This window comes from Paenibacillus sp. J22FR21 (assembly GCF_056269135.1).
In genome coordinates this window covers 1-16,710 of sequence record NZ_JBWDNJ010000013.1, presented here as the reverse complement: position 1 = coordinate 16,710, position 16,710 = coordinate 1, and the positions used below count along the sequence as shown (strand labels likewise).

Sequence of the window (16,710 nt, the reverse complement as noted above, 5' to 3'; positions counted from 1 at the left end):
GTACCGCACTGACAGGAGGAGACATTTTATTATTCGATATGTAATCGTTGCAGCAATAAGTCTAGCAATAATATTAATTGCAGTTAATCTTACCCCTAAGAAAACAGAAGTGTCAGAGGACTTGCCTGCTCTTCCTCATAAGAAAGCAGAAGTGTCTGAGGACTTGCCTGCTCCTCCTAATAAGAAAGCAGAAGTGTCTGACGACTTGGATCCTAAGATTGGTGCTTATAAGGAAAAGTACGATGCGGGTATGTACGATGTAATCAAAGAAGTATATCCTAACAATGCTGACTTTGATAAAGCTGGTTTTTACTGGTTGAACAGCATAAATAGGGAGAATATCCACTATGAGTTTGTGTTTGAAGTAAATAATGCACAGACTAAAAAGCTGTCTGCTAAGTTGAAAGATTACTTCAAGGGTAAAGAAGTTGTAATCAAGAAAACTCAGGTATTATTAAAAAAAGAACTCGAACAAAAGCAACAAGAGATCCATGCTAAGGTAAGTGTTAAACACAAGGACGTAGCTACCGACATCAATCAATATGAACAGATTGTAGTAAAAGCTGATCTATCGGATGCTGAAAAACATGAACTTATTGCCGAATACGGTGAGGGCAGTATAGAATTCCAAAAAGCAGTTCACGCAAGTATGTTTTAGACCATCTTGGACACTGACCTACAGGAGGAGGCAATCCATGCTTGATATTGAAAGAATAAAAAAGGTTATTCCTCATCGATATCCATTTCTATTGGTTGATAGAATCTTAGAAATAGATGAGGGCAAGAAAGCGGTTGGAATCAAAAATGTGACAATCAATGAACCTTATTTACTTGGTCATTTTCCCGACTATCCAGTTATGCCTGGAGTCTTGATTGTCGAAGCATTGGCGCAGGTCGGTGGTATCGTTATGTCCAAAGGAGAAAGCAGTCAAACAATAGGCTTATTGACCGGTATCGATAATTGTCGATTCAGACAGCAAGTTAAACCAGGAGACCAACTCCTCCTTACGTTTGAAGTAACGCGAATCAAGGGACAGATAGTCAAAGGAAAAGGCCTTGCCATGGTTAACAATGAAATGGTTTGTGAAGCAGAAATCATGTTTGCATTCAGTTCGATTTAGGTTTAAGCTATCTGGGATTTCGGAGCACGGCACTTCTGGGAGGATGAAAGTTACAATGAAGGAATCCTTAGTTAGTTTGGCAGCACAAATTGCAGGCGATTTTCTCCAGGAGCAGGTAATAGCTTCTTATCAGATAATAGATAAAGGCATCACAAATCAGGTTTACGTAGTCGAAATGAAGACGCATAAAGTTGTTGTTCGTATGAACAATGAAGACGCATTCCCAAGCTTTATTAAAGAGAAATGGTGTATTGAGCAAGCAGTCGAAGCAGGAGTACCGGGTCCTGAGGTGTTGTCCGTTGGCATAGTTGATGAGAGCGCATATATGATGCAAGTCTTTATTGAGGGAGAGAGCGGGGTTGACACTACTTTACCCAAGTCTAATGTTTGGAGAAAACTGGGTGAATATGCCAAGCTTATTCATTCTATTCCAGTGAAAGGATACGGGGAGAATCTGATTGATCCCATCCATGGTGAGTTTCAGTCACCGCCTCATGCTGGATCAGACGGTAGTTGGCAAGGGTATGTACAGCACAATATTAATAGTTTGACTGAGCAGGATCGCTTGATTGAGCTTGGAGTAATCACTAACCTGGAGTCGAAGAAAATAATAGAATGGTTTGAAGTTATGAAGAATAAACCGTTCCAATTCGGCTTAAACCACGGAGATCTCTCTTTAAAGAATACCATTGTCAATCAGGCAAACCAAGTTGTATTGCTGGATTGGAATGCGAAAGTAAGTGTGGTACCTCATGCGACTGTTGCTCAATTAATGCACTACCAGATTCTAGGGCTGGAAGAGAGCCCAAATGCCGAAGAATTCGAAGCGTTTATAGACGGGTATGGAATGAGTGGAAAAGACCTTTCTGACATCAGGCATTATTTGTTATTAAGGGCTTTCGATAACCTCAGATGGGCTATTAATCGTAGGCCTGATCTGATTGAACCGTTTGCTGCATTCGCGAAACAAGTAGTAGATATTAGTATGAATGCAGCAAAGCATGATGTGTGACCACACGAATGGAATATTGGCAGAATATGATTGTGTAAAGGCGGATGCAGCGTGTGATCGTGTGATGTCAGCCTAAAATAGAGGGAAGTGATGGAGTGGAGCAGAGTTTGAACCTGCATGCCAGCCGCATGCGGTCGCGTTCCCGTCAATTCCGGCATTTTATCAAGAAGCTCGGCTGCAAAAGAGGCCAAACCTTACATTTTACGCTCGTCCACGATACGATGGCCCGCAAGCCAACTCTACCCACCTCGCAGAGCAAGACGAGGGCGATGACGCTGCATAAGCCATTGAATCAGCTAGAGAGCCGGCTGTCCCGGATTACGCTGCTGACTCCCGCAAAGCGTACCGTTCCGCTGCTCCGCAAAAACAAGGAAGGTTATGCGGTGTTCATGACCGTGAATTATCGGGAGCAGGCCCGAGGCCGTTTCAAGGAGGTTCGCGCTCACTTCATCGACGTCGACCTCAACAAGATCTCCGAATTGTTGGATACGAGAGAAGAGGCGGAGCGCCGCATGCAGGAGCTGAAAGCGGACCGGTTGGAACAGATCGAATCCATCAGCGTGACACCCACCAAGCAAGGGCTTTATCAGCTGCTCGGACAGCGAGGCAAGCGAAGAGTGCGGCAGCTCAAACAGAAGTTTCTTGCCAAGCACCGAAAGCTCATTCGCGGTGCAATGATCGTCGAAACCAAGAACGGCTACCACATCTACTGGGCAATCCGTCAAGGCTCGATCGGCTGGTTTGTTCCCATTCAGCGAGCACTGGCCCGTAAGTTCAACTCCGATCCCAAAATCACAGACCTCGCTCGCGTCATGCGCGTTCCCGGTTTCTACCACCGGAAGAACCCGGCAAGTCCTTACCTCGTTAGCGTGAAAAGCTGGGGGAGGAAACAACCCTTCACGCAGGCTGAGCTCATTCGGAGCTTAGCATTATCCTTATAAGCCCTGTACGTTTCGTTAGAGTTATCAAGAGGGCTATGCACTGTCAGTTCGACGAATGGACAAAAAGGAAAGCGTTTGTAATGGCGCCACAGATCGGAGAACTGTGACGCCATTTTTTTGTCCTATGAAAATAATTTCTTAATGAAGAGTCCTCTTTTGGGACAACTACAAGGCTGGAGAATAAGTGCAACTTTAATGACCGTATTTCGTTTTAACCTAAGTGGAAAAGTTTTCTTGATTTAAGATGAATAGCTAATATGGGTGTCAAGAAACAACGTGATCGCGGAGGAGGCTGTTAATGGATTACATTAGGGACTACGCCATGTATGCATCGGTATTTGGCATGTTTAGTTTTGCATGGTTTGGCTGGGCACAAGAGAATCCCAGAACTAGCTGGCGAATATATCTGGGCATTGCATCGGGGATTGCGTTAGTAGTGTGCTTAACAGGAGTATATTTGAGCGTTACGAACTGGGATGCACCATCCGCTTTGAATGAGGTGTCCGCTTTCCGTAACTATTTGATTTCGTTTTATGGCGAATTTGTCCTGGCTGGCGTGGGTGCGTATATGTTGATCCGATCGAAGCGCAAGGCTTATGTCGCTCCATGGATCGCTTTTATCGTAGGCATTCATTTTATTAGCTTGAAAAGTGTCTTTGATGATCCCAGCTTATGGCTGCTGGCAGCGCTTATGGTTATCGTCTCGATTGTAGCCGTACTTGTAGCCCCTAGGCTCCAAGTGGCCAACAGCGCGATTACGGGTATTGGGGCCGGCACGGTATTATTCGCTTTTGCAATAGTAGGATTAATCCGATTTATTGCCTTGTAGCAATAAACGTAAATAACAAAGGAAGGCTGCCGAGCACAATTGCTCCGGCAGCCTTCCTTCGTATAATAGGATTTACACCCGTTTAATTGAATCCCGTACAATCAACGTGCTTTGCAGATACGTCGTCTTGCTCTGCGCGCTGTCATGCTTGATACGCCACAACATGCGGTGAACGGCTTCGGTCGCAAAATCATGTTTGCTGATATTCATCGAAGTCAGCGCAGGAGTAACACTCTGGCTCAGGTCCGTGTTGTCGAAACTGATGAGAGATACTTCGTCAGGTACGGAAATGCCTTCCTTTTGCAGCTTGAGCAGCAGCTTATAGGCAGCCATGTCACAGTGACATACGAATGCGGTGGGGAGCTCAGCCGGAAGCTGAAAGTCCATGACATAGGAATTGTTAATATCATTATTCACGATTCTCCAGCTCGGATTAATCTCAAGCTGATGATAGGTAAGGGCTTTAATATATCCACAGTAGCGGTCCATTACGCTGGTTGTGAATTGAGGATTGCCAACGAAGCCGATCCGCGTATGTCCGTTCTGGATCAGGTAATTCGTTACGGTATAACCGGCTTGATAGTTATCGGCCAGAATGCAGTCCAGTGTCATACCCGCCTTGTAGAAATCAATAACTACAATGGGAAATGGGCAGCCCAGCAGCACCTTCATGTAGTCTGCTTCTACCTCTCCTGCAACGAACAGGCCGTCCAGCTCGCTCTGGTCCTGAATGAGGGAGAGCGGAAGCGAGCCGTTCTGCTCCTGCTCGGGATCAAGAACATATAAGGATAGGCTGATATCCTTCCTAGCACATTCCTGATTGGTATAATAATAGATCTTCGTATAGAAGTTATCCGATTCCAGAAAGAATCGTTTAGGTACAATAAGTCCCAGTTTGGAGACGGCAGTAGAAGGTTTGACGTTCCCCTTCTTAATATATCCAAGCTCACGGGCAGATTGAACGATACGTTTCTTTAACTCATCGCTGACACCCGGCTGGTTATTTAGAGCTTTAGATACGCTCACTTTCGTAATGCCGAGCTGCGCGGCAATGGTATCTAGCGTAACTTTACCCACCTGCATGCGAATTTCCCCTAATAATGTCATTTTGACTGCTAACTAAATACTATAAAAAGTTACTTAACAAGTCAATTGTAAAGTTATAAGTTTCCAAGTGTCTTTCCTGTGTTTCGGCATAAAGTTACGATAAAGTAGGTTTTGAAGGTCACTTAACTTCAATAAAACCCGCACTAATACTAGGTTTAATGGCTGTTTCCAACAATTTACTGTTAAAATCGCCTCGAGAAAAATAACTTTATTTTAACCGTTGACAGGAAATAATAACCTAATTTATAATCGCTTACATAAGGTAATAAATTCCCCCTGAAACAACAGAGAAGTAATGGACAGGAGAGAGTGCCCTTGACGAAACCGAGGCGATCACCGAGTAACCCTATTATTCAACCTCAAAATGTTAACGCTTCCAATTCGAATATGGAGGTCATCGGGGTATTCAATGCAGGAGTTACCTGCTATCAAGATGAAACGATCCTGCTGCTCCGTGTTGCTGAACGTCCGATTAACGATAATCCCGAGGTTTACGTAGTACCCCTGTATCGTCCTTCCGAAGACCGTATCATGCTGCATACGCTTGAACGCAAGCCGGAATATGATTTCTCCGATGTAAGAGTCATCCGCACGCCTGAACGAAATTATCTAACGTCTATCTCTCATTTAAGACTGGCGAGGAGCACAGACGGCATTCAGTTCACAATCGATTCTGAACCAACCCTTCTGCCCAGCAATTCCTATGAGAGCTATGGCATCGAAGACCCCCGCATTACTTTAATAGAAGACATCTATTACATAACCTACTCTGCAATCTCTGAATATGGCATCTGCACCTCCATGATCACAACCGAAGACTTCATTACCTTTACTAGACAAGGGAACATTTTTCACCCCGATAACAAAGACGTTGCGATCTTCCCGGCTTCGATTGGAGGCAGCTACTATGCGCTTCACCGTCCATCTTGCTCCCACTACGGACAACCGGAGATGTGGATTGCAGAATCCAGCGATCTCAAGCAATGGGGCAACCATCGTCACCTCATTGGCGTAAGGCAGGGCTTCTGGGATGACGGCCGAATTGGAGCCAGCGCAGTCCCGTTCGAAATCGAAGAGGGTTGGCTCGAAATCTATCACGGTGCGGACAAGTCCAATCGCTACTGCATCGGGGCGCTGCTGCTGGATAAGCATGAGCCATGGAAAGTCATTGCACGAAGTGTGGAGCCGATCATGGAGCCGGAGACGGACTATGAGCGGGAAGGATTTTTCGGGAATGTCATCTTCCCTTGCGGCGCTCTGCATGAGAATGGCCTGGTGAAGATCTACTACGGGGCAAGCGATACCTCGATCGGTTATGTAGAAATCTCAATAGAAGCAATTAGAGCCAACCTTGGGCTCAAGCAGCTGAATAATCAACTTTGAGTGTACACAAATGATAGACCAGAGGAGGAACAACCATGCCAGCTCCCATAACGCTTGAGCGGCAAACGCAGTCGAAGCCACCGACTGAGAGGAAGAAGAAAGACACGTTCTTACGAGAGATTATGAAGAACCGGTATCTGTACTTGCTCACTTTACCCGGTATTCTGTTCCTCATAGTGTTCAACTACTTACCCATGGCCGGGCTGTACATGTCATTCGTGGATTACAATCCGATGGCAGGACTGTATGGACTGAAGAGTGACTTCGTAGGGCTGATGAACTTCAAGTTCTTCTTTACCTCCAACGATTGGATAACGGTCACGATCAATACGATCTATCTGAACATCTTGTTCATCATTACCGGGCTTGCTGTCCAAATGTTTATGGCGATTGGTCTTAACGAGATTGGCAGCAAGACGGTGAAGAAGATCGCGCAATCCTTTATGTTTCTGCCGAACTTTATCTCATGGACGGTTATCTCGATCTTCTCGATCGCGCTATTCTCCACCGATGCGGGAGTTATCAATCATGTACTCGGTATTTTCGGACTAGAGCCTATCAATTATTATCAGGATGCTTCTTGGTGGCCGTTCATTCTCGTCATGCTTCGTCTGTGGAAGGGCGTTGGATTCGGTACCGTCATCTACTTGGCAACGATTAGCGGTTTGGATCAAGAGATGTACGAAGCGGCTCGCATTGACGGAGCCAACCGGTTCCAATCGATTACTCGCATTACACTGCCAATGCTGAAGACAACGACACTGATGCTGTTCATCTTGTCGATCGGCGGCATTTTCTACGGAGACTTCGGCATGATCTATGCACTTGTAGGCGATAATCCGGTACTTCGACCGACGACGGATGTCATTGATACGTACGTGTACCGCGCTCTTCGCATGAACAATGATATTGGAATGTCATCGGCAGTCGGCCTGTTCCAAGCCGTCGTCGGCTTCATCCTCGTACTCTCAGCTAATGGCATCACACGCAAGTTATCGAAGGATTCGGCACTGTTCTAAGGTCCGGCCTTGAAAGGAGGAATCGCCATGCACCACAAGACGATGGGGGACCGGACGCTGCTAACCGTCTTCTACGTAACCATCATCGGATTCGCGCTCATCTGTATGCTGCCACTGTGGATTGCGCTTGCCGCATCGTTCACCAATGAACTGGCACTGATTCGCAATGGCTACAGCTTATGGATATCGCAGTTCGATCTGACCGCATACAAGCTGATCTTCACAGGGACGCAGAGTGTTTACCGCGCTTATTCCGTTACAATCATCACGACCATCGGCGGCGTTATACTGACGCTCTTCCTTACGAGCTCGCTGGCCTACCCGCTGACGGTCAGCACCTTGAAGTACCGGAATCGCATCACATTCTTCACCTATGTGACGATGGTATTTAACGGTGGCTTGGTCCCGACGTACATTCTAACGACTCGCATGCTGCATTTGCATAACAACATCTGGGTACTGATTATCCCTGGTGCGTTGAATGGCTTTAACGTATTCCTAATGAAGAATTACTTCGCATCTTTGCCGGAGGCATTGTCCGAGTCAGCGAAGATCGATGGAGCAAGCGATATCTATATCTACTTCAAAATCATCCTGCCTCTGTCAGCGCCAATTCTTGCAACCATCGGTTTATTCTCGGCCATGGGGTATTGGAACGAATGGTTCCGAGTTCTCCTCTTCATCGATGATCAGAAGCTGTTTACGCTTCAATACTTGATCATGCGGCTGCAGCAGCAGGCTGAGTTTCTGAACTCCTCATTAAGCTCAGCGGCAAGGGCAGCGCTTGGCGGTGCAACGGTGCCGACCATCGGCATTCGAGTAGCGACAGCGATGGTATCGATCGGTCCGATTGTGTTGCTCTATCCGTTCCTTCAGAAGTATTTTATCAAGGGCTTAACGGTCGGAGCCGTTAAAGGATGAGAGAAGCTTGACCAGATTCATAGAGCGTTCGTTCAGGCTATTACCGGAAAGCCGGTTAGCATATAGCGTTCCAATCAGATCGAGAGGGGTATACAAATGAGAAAAAAGTTGCATAAAAACGCGGCGCTACTTGTTGCAGCGACATTGTCTCTTTCAGCATTAGCAGGTTGTTCAGGTAATTCCGAGGATAACGCCAATACGGCGAACACCACAAACAAGGCAGCCGAGACGAATACGGCGGCAACCAACAACACTTCAAACGCAGCTGAAACAACAGAGAGCACGGCTCCTGAAGAAGTGACGCTTGAATTCTACATGCCTTCTCCAACTGCGAACGTCAACGATCTGGAAGCGGTGCTCGACAAGTTCTACGAAGAAACGAAAGATACGCTCAATACGAAGATCCATTTCAACTTCACGACATTTGATGACATCGGCCAAAAGGTTTCCTTGAAGCTGGCAGCCGGCGAGCAAGTGGACAGCGTATTTACGGCGCAGTGGACGAATCCGAACATCAGCGCGATGATTTCGAAGGATCAGCTCGTCAATTTGGACTCTTACTTCAATAATGATAAATACCCGGGTCTGAAGAAAGCTTTCACACCGGAATATCTCAAGAACAACAGCTTCGCAGACAAAACAGGCAGCTCGCATGTCTATGGCATTCCGTTTACGCATGCGTTCAGTGGCGGCGCAACCATTTATTACCGCAAAGACATGGCTGAGAAGTACGGCATCGGCGAGATTAAATCACTGGCTGATCTGGAGAAGTTCTACGATGCAGTGCTTGCCAATGACAAAGGGATCGTTCCATTTACGTTCAATGGCAGCACCGATTACGTCTCCGATTTGCTGCTCACGATGACACAGCCGCTCACAGCAAAACATAACTACATGGTGAACATGGGCGGTACAAGCGTCAGCGTCGCCATTAAGCCGGACGGAACGGCTTATGCAGCGAAAACAATCGATGGCTACAGCGATCCGGAATTCCTGAAGCTGCTTCCTGAGCCGATGAATACAATGGATCCGCTTAAAGGGTTCAATATGGTTCGCGAATGGTACACGAAAGGTTACCTAGAGAAGGATATCTTGGCACAGAAGGATCCGGATGGCCAATTTATGTCCGGTAAGGCAGCATCCGTGTTCCGTACGCTTGATATTTACTCTTCGGAAAGCCAACAGCTGGAGACATCCATTCCAGGTGCGAAGATCGGTGCTTACGTCATTACACCGGGCCTTATGGATGGAACAGCAAAAGCAGTAGGAAGCGACTTTAAAGCGTGGAACTTTGCAGCTATTCCTGCAAATTCCAAGAACGTTGATCGCACGCTTGCTTTCTTTGACTGGTTGTTCGCGAGTCCAGAGAATCATGACCTGTTCGAGTTCGGTATTGCAGGCAAGCACTGGCAGGCGGAAGGGGATACGAAATACTCCTACCCGGCAACAGTTGATGCAGCAACGAACTACAACTTCCCGGGCTTCACGCTTACTTGGAACCCTACGATGGTTCGTTACGACAACAAAACACCGGATAATATTGTAACGATGCTCAACAACATGGGGGATACAAACTTCTTCTACAAGATGCCGAATGCCGGCTTCAGCTTCGTGCCTGACAGCGTGAAGACAGAAGTTGCGAAAGTAAGCGAGGTTCGCTCGCAGATGTACACCATTGGTCACGGCGTAGTGGACAATGCCGCAGGTAATCTAACTAAGATTCAGAAAGCACTCGATAAAGCAGGGTACCAGAAGGTAGTCGCTGAAGTTGAGAAACAATTTAATGAGTTCTTGAAAACAAATCCATACGAAGGTCAATAACATAAGCAAATCGCATGAAAAGGCGAATAGGCTCTCAGATTCTTGGGAGCCTGTTTGTTATTAATGAAGGGAAGCCGGGAGCTTCCCGAAGGAGGAGATTGATGTGCTGAATCCGATCGTCAAACCAGGCGAATTTACGGAGCTTGACCGATTCATGTTTGAATCATGGGGGTATTTTGTCATTCCGAACGTCCTAAGTCCGGAGGAGATCGCGGCATGTCTGGAAGCTTCGCAGCGTCTGCATGCCGATCAGCCGAAGAAGGTTTCCCATCAGGTCGGCGAAGGTTATGCAAGCGAACTTGCATTGGAGCGGCTGATCGATCACCCGGCAGCGATGCCCAAGGTGCGCGGTCTATACGGCTCCGATAACATCATTCTGCAATCCGCATGGTGCACCGTTCAGCCTGCCGGCGGTAAGCATGGCGGCTGGCATCAGGATGGATCGAGCGCATTCGACTTTAAGCTGCTGGGGCATCCGATTCCGCTTCTTCAGCTTAGAGTCTCGTATTTGCTGACGGACCAAAGCGAGCCAGGTAAAGGAAACATGGAAATGATTCCGGGCAGTCATCGCAGCCGTGTGCCAATGCCGGATAGTGTCCGGAAGGGAACAGAGGAATGTCCGCTTCGGCATGTGGTCTGTGCACCCGCAGGTTCAGCATTGGTGTTTCATAACGCGGTTTGGCATCGTTCGCATGAGCATAACCACGACTATGACCGGTACACGATGCATTATATTTACAGCCCGCCTTGGCTCCGGTATTCCGACCGATTCGAGAATGATAGCGAACTTATGGAGCGAACAACGCCTCTGCGTCGCGGCCTCCTAGGTGATTTCGCCAAACCGGATTCGACTTATGCCGGCGGTTACAAGACGCCTCCCTACGAGGAGTAGCACTTTGCTTTACAGATAGAGGAGGTAAGTACGAATGGTAATGTTACACAAACATACAGCGCCGCAGAGCTGCGCGGAATTGCTGGAGCAGTTCGAACAGCAGTCCAGCGCCGGTGTTCAACCCGGGGTGCGGATTCAATTTGTAGGCGTCGGCCCTCGGGACGTCTACAATATTTCTGCGCCTTTCTTAGATAAAGGGGAACCCATTATCGCGGGACGTGTCGAGAGCCGTGAAACCGAACTGTCCGAAGTCGTCTTCTTCCATCAGCGTGGCGATTCGTGGATTCCGCATCCTTCGCATGCGCCATACGAACTGCAGGATCCGTTCTTCACCCGTATTAAGGGTGAGCTGATTTTCGGCGGCGTGAAGCTCGTCATGGATCCGGCCAACCCGGACAAAATCATCTCGTGGGTAACGGAGTTCTACCGGGGACAGGATATCGCAAGCTTGGCGCTGTTCTTGACGGGACCGAGTCATATGAAGGATGTGCGCCTTATTGAATTGGCGACCGGTGAAATCGGCGTCCTAACCAGACCGCAAGGCGAGAAGGGAGGTCGAGGCAAGATTGGTTTCTTCAAATGCGCCGGACTGGAAGACATTACGGCAGATCGAATTGCGGATGCGCCTGTATTTCAAGATCAATTCTTAGAATTGGAGTGGGGCGGAGCGAATGAACCACATCTGCTTTCCAATGGTCTGGTAGGCGTGCTGGGACATATTGCTTCCTTTGAAGGCGAGGACAGACATTATCAAGCGATGACGTTCGCCATTCATCCGGATACGTTCGAGAAAACACCGATGAAAATTATCGCAAGACGGTCCAGCTTTCCGAAGGGGGCAGCCAAACGGCCTGATCTGACGGATGTTATTTTTAGCGGGGGGATTGTGAGGAGGCCGAATGGTCTTGCTGATCTCTATGTAGGGGCGAGTGACGCCGAAGCTTATCGGATCGAGATCGGCGATCCTTTTCTGGAGTACGAACAGGTATAACTTGCGATAACTCTAAAGGTGAAAGGGGGCTCCATTTAATAGAAGGGGAAGTAGAGTGGGAGTTGGTTAGTAGGTGTGCAGGCATCCAAATCGGGAGGGTTATGTAAATGCTAAAGCGTGTGATTAGCTGTTCTCTGGTTGCTTCAATGGTTTGCTCCGTCTCCTTAACGGTCTTTCCGGATACGACTCATGCCGCACCGATTGGACAGGCGAGTATCGGTTACGTCGATTCACTGCCGAATCAGCCTGTGAATTACAGTATGATCGATTGGAATCAGCGGGCAAGGGATTTTGACTCCGTTGTCTTCGATTTCGCCTCTACCGGGACTTATAAGCCACTTGCATTATGGGATGCCACGCATCTGAATATGACGACGACAACCTTTAAGCTTCCTGCTTATGTCGGACCGACTAGCGTCATACCTGATGGCAAACAAGAGGCAATTGCAGGGATGGCAGCCGTTCTCGGCGGTGCACTTACGGGCATTAATAAGAGCAATCAGACCGGCAATGGCTACTCCAACGTCAATTTTGCAGATATGACAAGGACCTACTTCACTGCTGAAGGCATCATCAACAATAACCCGAATGCGGTCACGGCAGGCGAGGAGTTCTGGTATGTGCTCCTTCCTACGTTAACTTTTGCCGGCTTGGATTATCTGTATCCCTCTACTGCAATGGACGCCGCTTTACAGGGTACAGCGAATAAGTGGTATAACGCGATTGTGAACATGGGTGGAAGCAACGTGAATTATAATTACTTGGGTTATGATTTTGCGGCGAATGCTCCCTTTACCGGTAATCGCACGGAGCCGGATGCGGCAATAGGAGCGGGTTTGCTGCAATATTGGGCTTACAAGAAATTCGGAACGGCGAACTACTTGAACGCGGCCAAATGGAGCATGAACTTCCTGCAAAATCAAACGAGCAATCCATCCTACGAAGCGCTCGAATATTGGGGGCCGCTGCTGGCATCGCGGTTAAATGCGGAGCAAGGTGGAAGCTACGATGTGACCAAGATGATGAACTGGGCATTTGATGCGAATTCCAGCCATCGTCCTACTTGGGGAGGGCTCAAAGGAAGCTTCGGCAGTTATGCTATGGATGGACTGATGGGCTCCAATAATGACAATGGCGGCAATTATGCGTTTGCTATGAACACATTTGCAGCGGCGATGGGAATTGTTCCGGTAGCCAGATATGACCAGCGGTATGCGCGTGCAATCGGCAAATGGATGCTCAATGCGGCGAGTAATGCCAGACTCTATTATGGCGATCAAGTGGGATCGACCCTGCAGGACAGCGCATTTTGGACAGGCGACCCTAATCATGGCATTCCGTATGAAGGCTTGCGTTACCGCAAAATCGGAGACAGCACGAAGGCGCCGTTTGCTACCGGAGATCCTTTAACGTATGGCTGGCCTTATAATACGAACTTCGGGATTTACTCCGGTGCGCTCTCAGGTGTGTTTGGCGGGATCATTAAGACGACGAATATAAGCCAAATCCTGCAGCTCGATCTGCTGAAAACGGACTTCTTCCATGATTCGGCTTATGCTTCCTATCTGTACTATAATCCGTATACGACCAGCCAGACGGTATCGATTAACGTTGGGAGTACTGCTGTCGATATTTATGATGCGGTCAGCGATTCAATCCTCCAAACGAACGTTACCGGATCAAGATCGATAACGCTCCCAGCCGATTCGGCTGCTGTAATCGTATTGTCGCCGGCGAACGGAACCAAGACCTATAGCGGGAACAAAATTCTCATTAATAATGTGTTTGTGGGATACAGACCGTCCGCGAACTTAGCATTGGGAATGACAGCTACGGCAAGCTCGGTTCAGAACAATAACTTGGCTAACTATGTAACCGATGGAACGACGGCAACAAGATGGGAATCCGCTACGAGTGACCCGCAAACGATCTATGTGGATTTAGGTGCACCGAAGACGGTTGGCAGCGTCAAGCTGAATTGGGAGGCCGCTTACGCAAGCAGCTTCAAAATTCAAGTGTCGACGGATGCCACGAATTGGACGGATGTTTATACGACTACAACCGGTACCGGTGGAATCCAGAACATCACGTTCAACCCTGTGAACGCCAGGTATGTACGAATGAATGGAACGGCGCGGGGGACGACGTACGCCTATTCGATCTATGAGTTCGAGGTCTATGCGCCAACTAATCTGGCATTAGGGAAGACGGCAACGGCAAGCTCTGTACAGAATGGCAATGCAGCAAGCTATGTTACGGACGGAACGACGGCCACCAGATGGGAATCCGCAACAAGTGATCCGCAGTGGATCTACGTGGATCTTGGCTCATCGCAATCGGTAGCGAGGGCCATCATTAGATGGGAAGCCGCCTATGCCAGCAGCTTCAAAATCCAAACCTCCCCCGACGGCAACACGTGGACAGATAAGTATTCGACGACTACCGGAACAGGCGGCGTATCGAACGTTACCTTTGCCGCAACGAATGCCAAATTCGTGAGGATGTCCGGCACCGTGCGAGGAACCACCTATGCGTACTCCATTTATGATTTTGAAGTCTACGGCAACTAGGTCACGGCTTCATTGGCTTCGTTCATTTGGTAGCTGAGAATAGCAGCACTTCGCGTTTATGCGGAGTGCTGTTCTCGTTATTAGGTATTAAATTAATTTGGTCCTTGCAATTCTACGAAAATCCCAAACATCCTCCGGTGCACTTGAATAGAGTAATAGAGTAGTCAAGCTGTTGAGAGGGAGGAATGACGAATGGCTGTCAGCAAACAACAGATTTCAAAGTATTACGGTAAGAAGATCTATGTGGTCAAGAAGGACGGGACAGTAGTTACAGGAACACTGTCGTCAATTCAAGGTAACCGTGTGATTCTTACACAGGAAAAAGGCAAAACAGTTAAAGTGAAATTTCTTCTTCCATTGTTACTGTTCGATTTACTCGCAATTGGACTATTCACAGGGTTTGGCGGTTACGGCGGTTATTATGACGGATATGGCGGATACGGTGGATACGATTATTTCTATTAATGCATGAGTGGAGGCTCATCTTTCCGTGTTGTAGCGGAAAGGTGGGCTTTTCTTTTTAGCCTATCGTGCAAAAGGGATGACCCTTCTACATAAAAGCCATCTACCAACCTGTAACGATTGTGACAGTGGCTATTTGGCTGAAAAAGCCCGTTTTTATTTTCTAACGGTTGCAAACGGGCTTATTTGGGCATTTTTCGATAGAAAGCAAAGCTTATCTCGTGAATAACGATGCTCGCAACCGTTAGAATTTTAATAGGTGTTCCTTTCATAAAATAGCCACGCTGGCAACCGTTAAAGAATTCGATAGTCTCCCTCATATTTATATTAATCCCACATAATGGTTGTTTGGGGGAGTTGTTATATTGTATACTTCGCCAAAGGGAAGGGATCGGTAATGAAGATTAGTTTGATTAGTCAGGAGATTGGTGAAGAATACAGAAGTTATTCTATTGAAGTGAAGAACACCGGTGAATTGGAGATTAGTGATCTACACTTTTATATGTATGATCCGATTATCACGACGAACGGCTCTAAAGGGAATCCTTTTAAAATTGAGGGGAATACTGATAGTAGTAGACCCATAAATCTGAAATCAGGAGAAAAGATTACATACTCAAATATGAAGTAGAAGGAGAAGATCGTGATGGCTGCAGACTGGAGTCAAGTTGAGGAAGTATTGAGGGATATTGAGGTCGTGGGACATGAAAATAATAAGCCTGTTTCCGTCATCGGTTTTGCCGAAGACTTGCGCTGCATTGGCATCGGTACGGATGCCGCGGTCTTTTATCACCCGAACACCCCAAATTACGCCTATAAAGTGTATTCCGCTCAGTCATTAGAGAAGAAGGAAGCGGAGGCCGAAATATACAAACGCTTAGAAGGATCACCGTACTTCGCTCAATGTTACGGTGCAGGACCTAACTATTTGGTATTAAGTTTTGAACAAGGCGTCACCCTATATGATTGTCTTCTGCAAGGTGTCCGTGTTCCGGAGCAAGTCATAGAAGACGTTGAACATGCCAGAGAGTTTGTCCGCAGTCTGGGACTGAACCCGAGGGATATTCATCTGAAAAATGTTCTTCTGCATGAAGGCAGGGGCAAAGTGCTTGATGTATCGGAATATATCAAGGAAGGTAACGATAGTCGGTGGGAGCACTTGGTGTGGACATATAAACATTTTTATCCTCTGATAAGTGAGGTACAGGTACCTCTATGGATCTTGGAAACCATAACGAACTGGTATAACCGAATTGATACAGCAAGTTTTGGAATAGAAGACTTCTCTAAACGTGTGAGCCAGCTTTTCTTTGGGAAACGCAAGTGAGAGGGGACACCAACTGTCGGGGCACGCTAGCTCAAAAATGTAACACGATTGAAATGCTAACTTCATCTTGCTTTAATGAAGTCCGTCTATAATAAGTCTCAACCCCCTTTTAAAAATATACTTTAGACCCGCGGCCCGTTGCTGCGGGTCTCTTTTTTGCGCTTGGATGTAGAATAAGTGAAATTCTAGTGAGGTGAAGAACGAAACCAGCTAATATCTTGTCAACATTTTTCATTAGAAGCTTGAAAAAATACTGCTATACTAGAATCTAAGCATTACAAATAACCCTCCGAATTTATATTGGAAGGTTTTTC

At 47.2% G+C, this 16,710-nt stretch carries 16 protein-coding genes; 15 read left to right on the top strand and 1 reads right to left on the bottom strand.

The annotated features are described in order from the left end of the window. Nucleotides 1–109 precede the first annotated feature (109 nt). The 5 genes from AC0YNS_RS29585 (at nucleotide 110) to AC0YNS_RS29565 (ending at nucleotide 3,903) form a co-directional block, all read left to right on the top strand. Nucleotides 110–658 carry a hypothetical protein gene (locus AC0YNS_RS29585; RefSeq protein WP_475784517.1) on the top strand — a complete coding sequence of 183 codons (549 nt, stop codon included), beginning with the start codon at nucleotides 110–112 and terminating at the stop codon, nucleotides 656–658. A 37-nt stretch (nucleotides 659–695) separates the two neighbouring features. Then, entirely contained in the window at nucleotides 696–1,121 is a 426-nt protein-coding gene (gene fabZ, locus AC0YNS_RS29580; RefSeq protein WP_475784516.1) for a 3-hydroxyacyl-ACP dehydratase FabZ, read from the top strand. A 55-nt stretch (nucleotides 1,122–1,176) separates the two neighbouring features. Next, complete coding sequence (locus AC0YNS_RS29575; protein WP_475784515.1) at nucleotides 1,177–2,133, top strand: phosphotransferase family protein; 957 nt, start codon at nucleotides 1,177–1,179, stop codon at nucleotides 2,131–2,133. Nucleotides 2,134–2,228: 95 nt separating this feature from the next. Then, nucleotides 2,229–3,074 (top strand): DNA-primase RepB domain-containing protein, encoded by an 846-nt coding sequence (locus AC0YNS_RS29570; RefSeq protein ID WP_475784514.1) that lies wholly within the window; start codon nucleotides 2,229–2,231, stop codon nucleotides 3,072–3,074. Between the two features lie 298 nt (nucleotides 3,075–3,372). Beyond that, on the top strand, nucleotides 3,373–3,903 hold the full coding sequence (locus AC0YNS_RS29565; protein ID WP_475784513.1) for a hypothetical protein: 531 nt from the start codon (nucleotides 3,373–3,375) through the stop codon (nucleotides 3,901–3,903). A gap of 72 nt (nucleotides 3,904–3,975) precedes the next feature. Here AC0YNS_RS29565 and AC0YNS_RS29560 read toward each other — a convergent pair whose 3' ends face one another. Next, entirely contained in the window at nucleotides 3,976–4,986 is a 1,011-nt protein-coding gene (locus AC0YNS_RS29560; RefSeq protein ID WP_475784512.1) for a LacI family DNA-binding transcriptional regulator, read from the bottom strand. A gap of 339 nt (nucleotides 4,987–5,325) precedes the next feature. On the opposite strand from AC0YNS_RS29560, the gene AC0YNS_RS29555 reads away from it, so the two are divergent. From AC0YNS_RS29555 to AC0YNS_RS29510, 10 genes are all read left to right on the top strand, one after another. Next, nucleotides 5,326–6,393 carry a glycoside hydrolase family 130 protein gene (locus tag AC0YNS_RS29555; RefSeq protein WP_475784511.1) on the top strand — a complete coding sequence of 356 codons (1,068 nt, stop codon included), beginning with the start codon at nucleotides 5,326–5,328 and terminating at the stop codon, nucleotides 6,391–6,393. A gap of 35 nt (nucleotides 6,394–6,428) precedes the next feature. After that, nucleotides 6,429–7,412, top strand: a complete 984-nt coding sequence (locus AC0YNS_RS29550; RefSeq protein WP_475784510.1) for an ABC transporter permease — start codon at nucleotides 6,429–6,431, stop codon at nucleotides 7,410–7,412. A gap of 27 nt (nucleotides 7,413–7,439) precedes the next feature. Continuing rightward, nucleotides 7,440–8,333, top strand: coding sequence for a carbohydrate ABC transporter permease (locus AC0YNS_RS29545; RefSeq protein ID WP_090980804.1), 894 nt, complete (start codon nucleotides 7,440–7,442; stop codon nucleotides 8,331–8,333). 96 nt (nucleotides 8,334–8,429) lie between these two features. Then, complete coding sequence (locus tag AC0YNS_RS29540) at nucleotides 8,430–10,154, top strand: ABC transporter substrate-binding protein (RefSeq protein ID WP_475784509.1); 1,725 nt, start codon at nucleotides 8,430–8,432, stop codon at nucleotides 10,152–10,154. A 103-nt stretch (nucleotides 10,155–10,257) separates the two neighbouring features. Continuing rightward, the gene (locus AC0YNS_RS29535; protein WP_475784508.1) at nucleotides 10,258–11,046 is read left to right on the top strand and encodes a phytanoyl-CoA dioxygenase family protein; all 789 of its coding nucleotides are present in this window, start codon (nucleotides 10,258–10,260) and stop codon (nucleotides 11,044–11,046) included. A gap of 34 nt (nucleotides 11,047–11,080) precedes the next feature. Continuing rightward, the gene (locus AC0YNS_RS29530; protein WP_475784507.1) at nucleotides 11,081–12,037 is read left to right on the top strand and encodes a DUF1861 family protein; all 957 of its coding nucleotides are present in this window, start codon (nucleotides 11,081–11,083) and stop codon (nucleotides 12,035–12,037) included. Nucleotides 12,038–12,144: 107 nt separating this feature from the next. Further along, nucleotides 12,145–14,607, top strand: a complete 2,463-nt coding sequence (locus AC0YNS_RS29525) for a discoidin domain-containing protein (protein WP_475784506.1) — start codon at nucleotides 12,145–12,147, stop codon at nucleotides 14,605–14,607. Between the two features lie 192 nt (nucleotides 14,608–14,799). Further along, a complete protein-coding gene (locus tag AC0YNS_RS29520; RefSeq protein WP_475784505.1) occupies nucleotides 14,800–15,072 on the top strand; it encodes a hypothetical protein in 273 nt (90 codons plus the stop codon). A gap of 394 nt (nucleotides 15,073–15,466) precedes the next feature. Continuing rightward, entirely contained in the window at nucleotides 15,467–15,700 is a 234-nt protein-coding gene (locus tag AC0YNS_RS29515; RefSeq protein WP_475784504.1) for a hypothetical protein, read from the top strand. A gap of 15 nt (nucleotides 15,701–15,715) precedes the next feature. After that, a complete protein-coding gene (locus AC0YNS_RS29510; protein ID WP_475784503.1) occupies nucleotides 15,716–16,396 on the top strand; it encodes a serine/threonine protein kinase in 681 nt (226 codons plus the stop codon). Nucleotides 16,397–16,710 lie beyond the last annotated feature (314 nt).

Coding starts and splice junctions, on each gene's coding strand:
- fabZ (WP_475784516.1), top strand. CDS start 696: ATGCTTGATATTGAAAGAATAAAAAAGGTTATTCCTCATCGATATCCA.
- AC0YNS_RS29575 (WP_475784515.1), top strand. CDS start 1,177: ATGAAGGAATCCTTAGTTAGTTTGGCAGCACAAATTGCAGGCGATTTT.
- AC0YNS_RS29565 (WP_475784513.1), top strand. CDS start 3,373: ATGGATTACATTAGGGACTACGCCATGTATGCATCGGTATTTGGCATG.
- AC0YNS_RS29560 (WP_475784512.1), bottom strand. CDS start 4,986: ATGCAGGTGGGTAAAGTTACGCTAGATACCATTGCCGCGCAGCTCGGC.
- AC0YNS_RS29550 (WP_475784510.1), top strand. CDS start 6,429: ATGCCAGCTCCCATAACGCTTGAGCGGCAAACGCAGTCGAAGCCACCG.
- AC0YNS_RS29545 (WP_090980804.1), top strand. CDS start 7,440: ATGCACCACAAGACGATGGGGGACCGGACGCTGCTAACCGTCTTCTAC.
- AC0YNS_RS29540 (WP_475784509.1), top strand. CDS start 8,430: ATGAGAAAAAAGTTGCATAAAAACGCGGCGCTACTTGTTGCAGCGACA.
- AC0YNS_RS29530 (WP_475784507.1), top strand. CDS start 11,081: ATGGTAATGTTACACAAACATACAGCGCCGCAGAGCTGCGCGGAATTG.
- AC0YNS_RS29525 (WP_475784506.1), top strand. CDS start 12,145: ATGCTAAAGCGTGTGATTAGCTGTTCTCTGGTTGCTTCAATGGTTTGC.
- AC0YNS_RS29520 (WP_475784505.1), top strand. CDS start 14,800: ATGGCTGTCAGCAAACAACAGATTTCAAAGTATTACGGTAAGAAGATC.
- AC0YNS_RS29515 (WP_475784504.1), top strand. CDS start 15,467: ATGAAGATTAGTTTGATTAGTCAGGAGATTGGTGAAGAATACAGAAGT.
- AC0YNS_RS29510 (WP_475784503.1), top strand. CDS start 15,716: ATGGCTGCAGACTGGAGTCAAGTTGAGGAAGTATTGAGGGATATTGAG.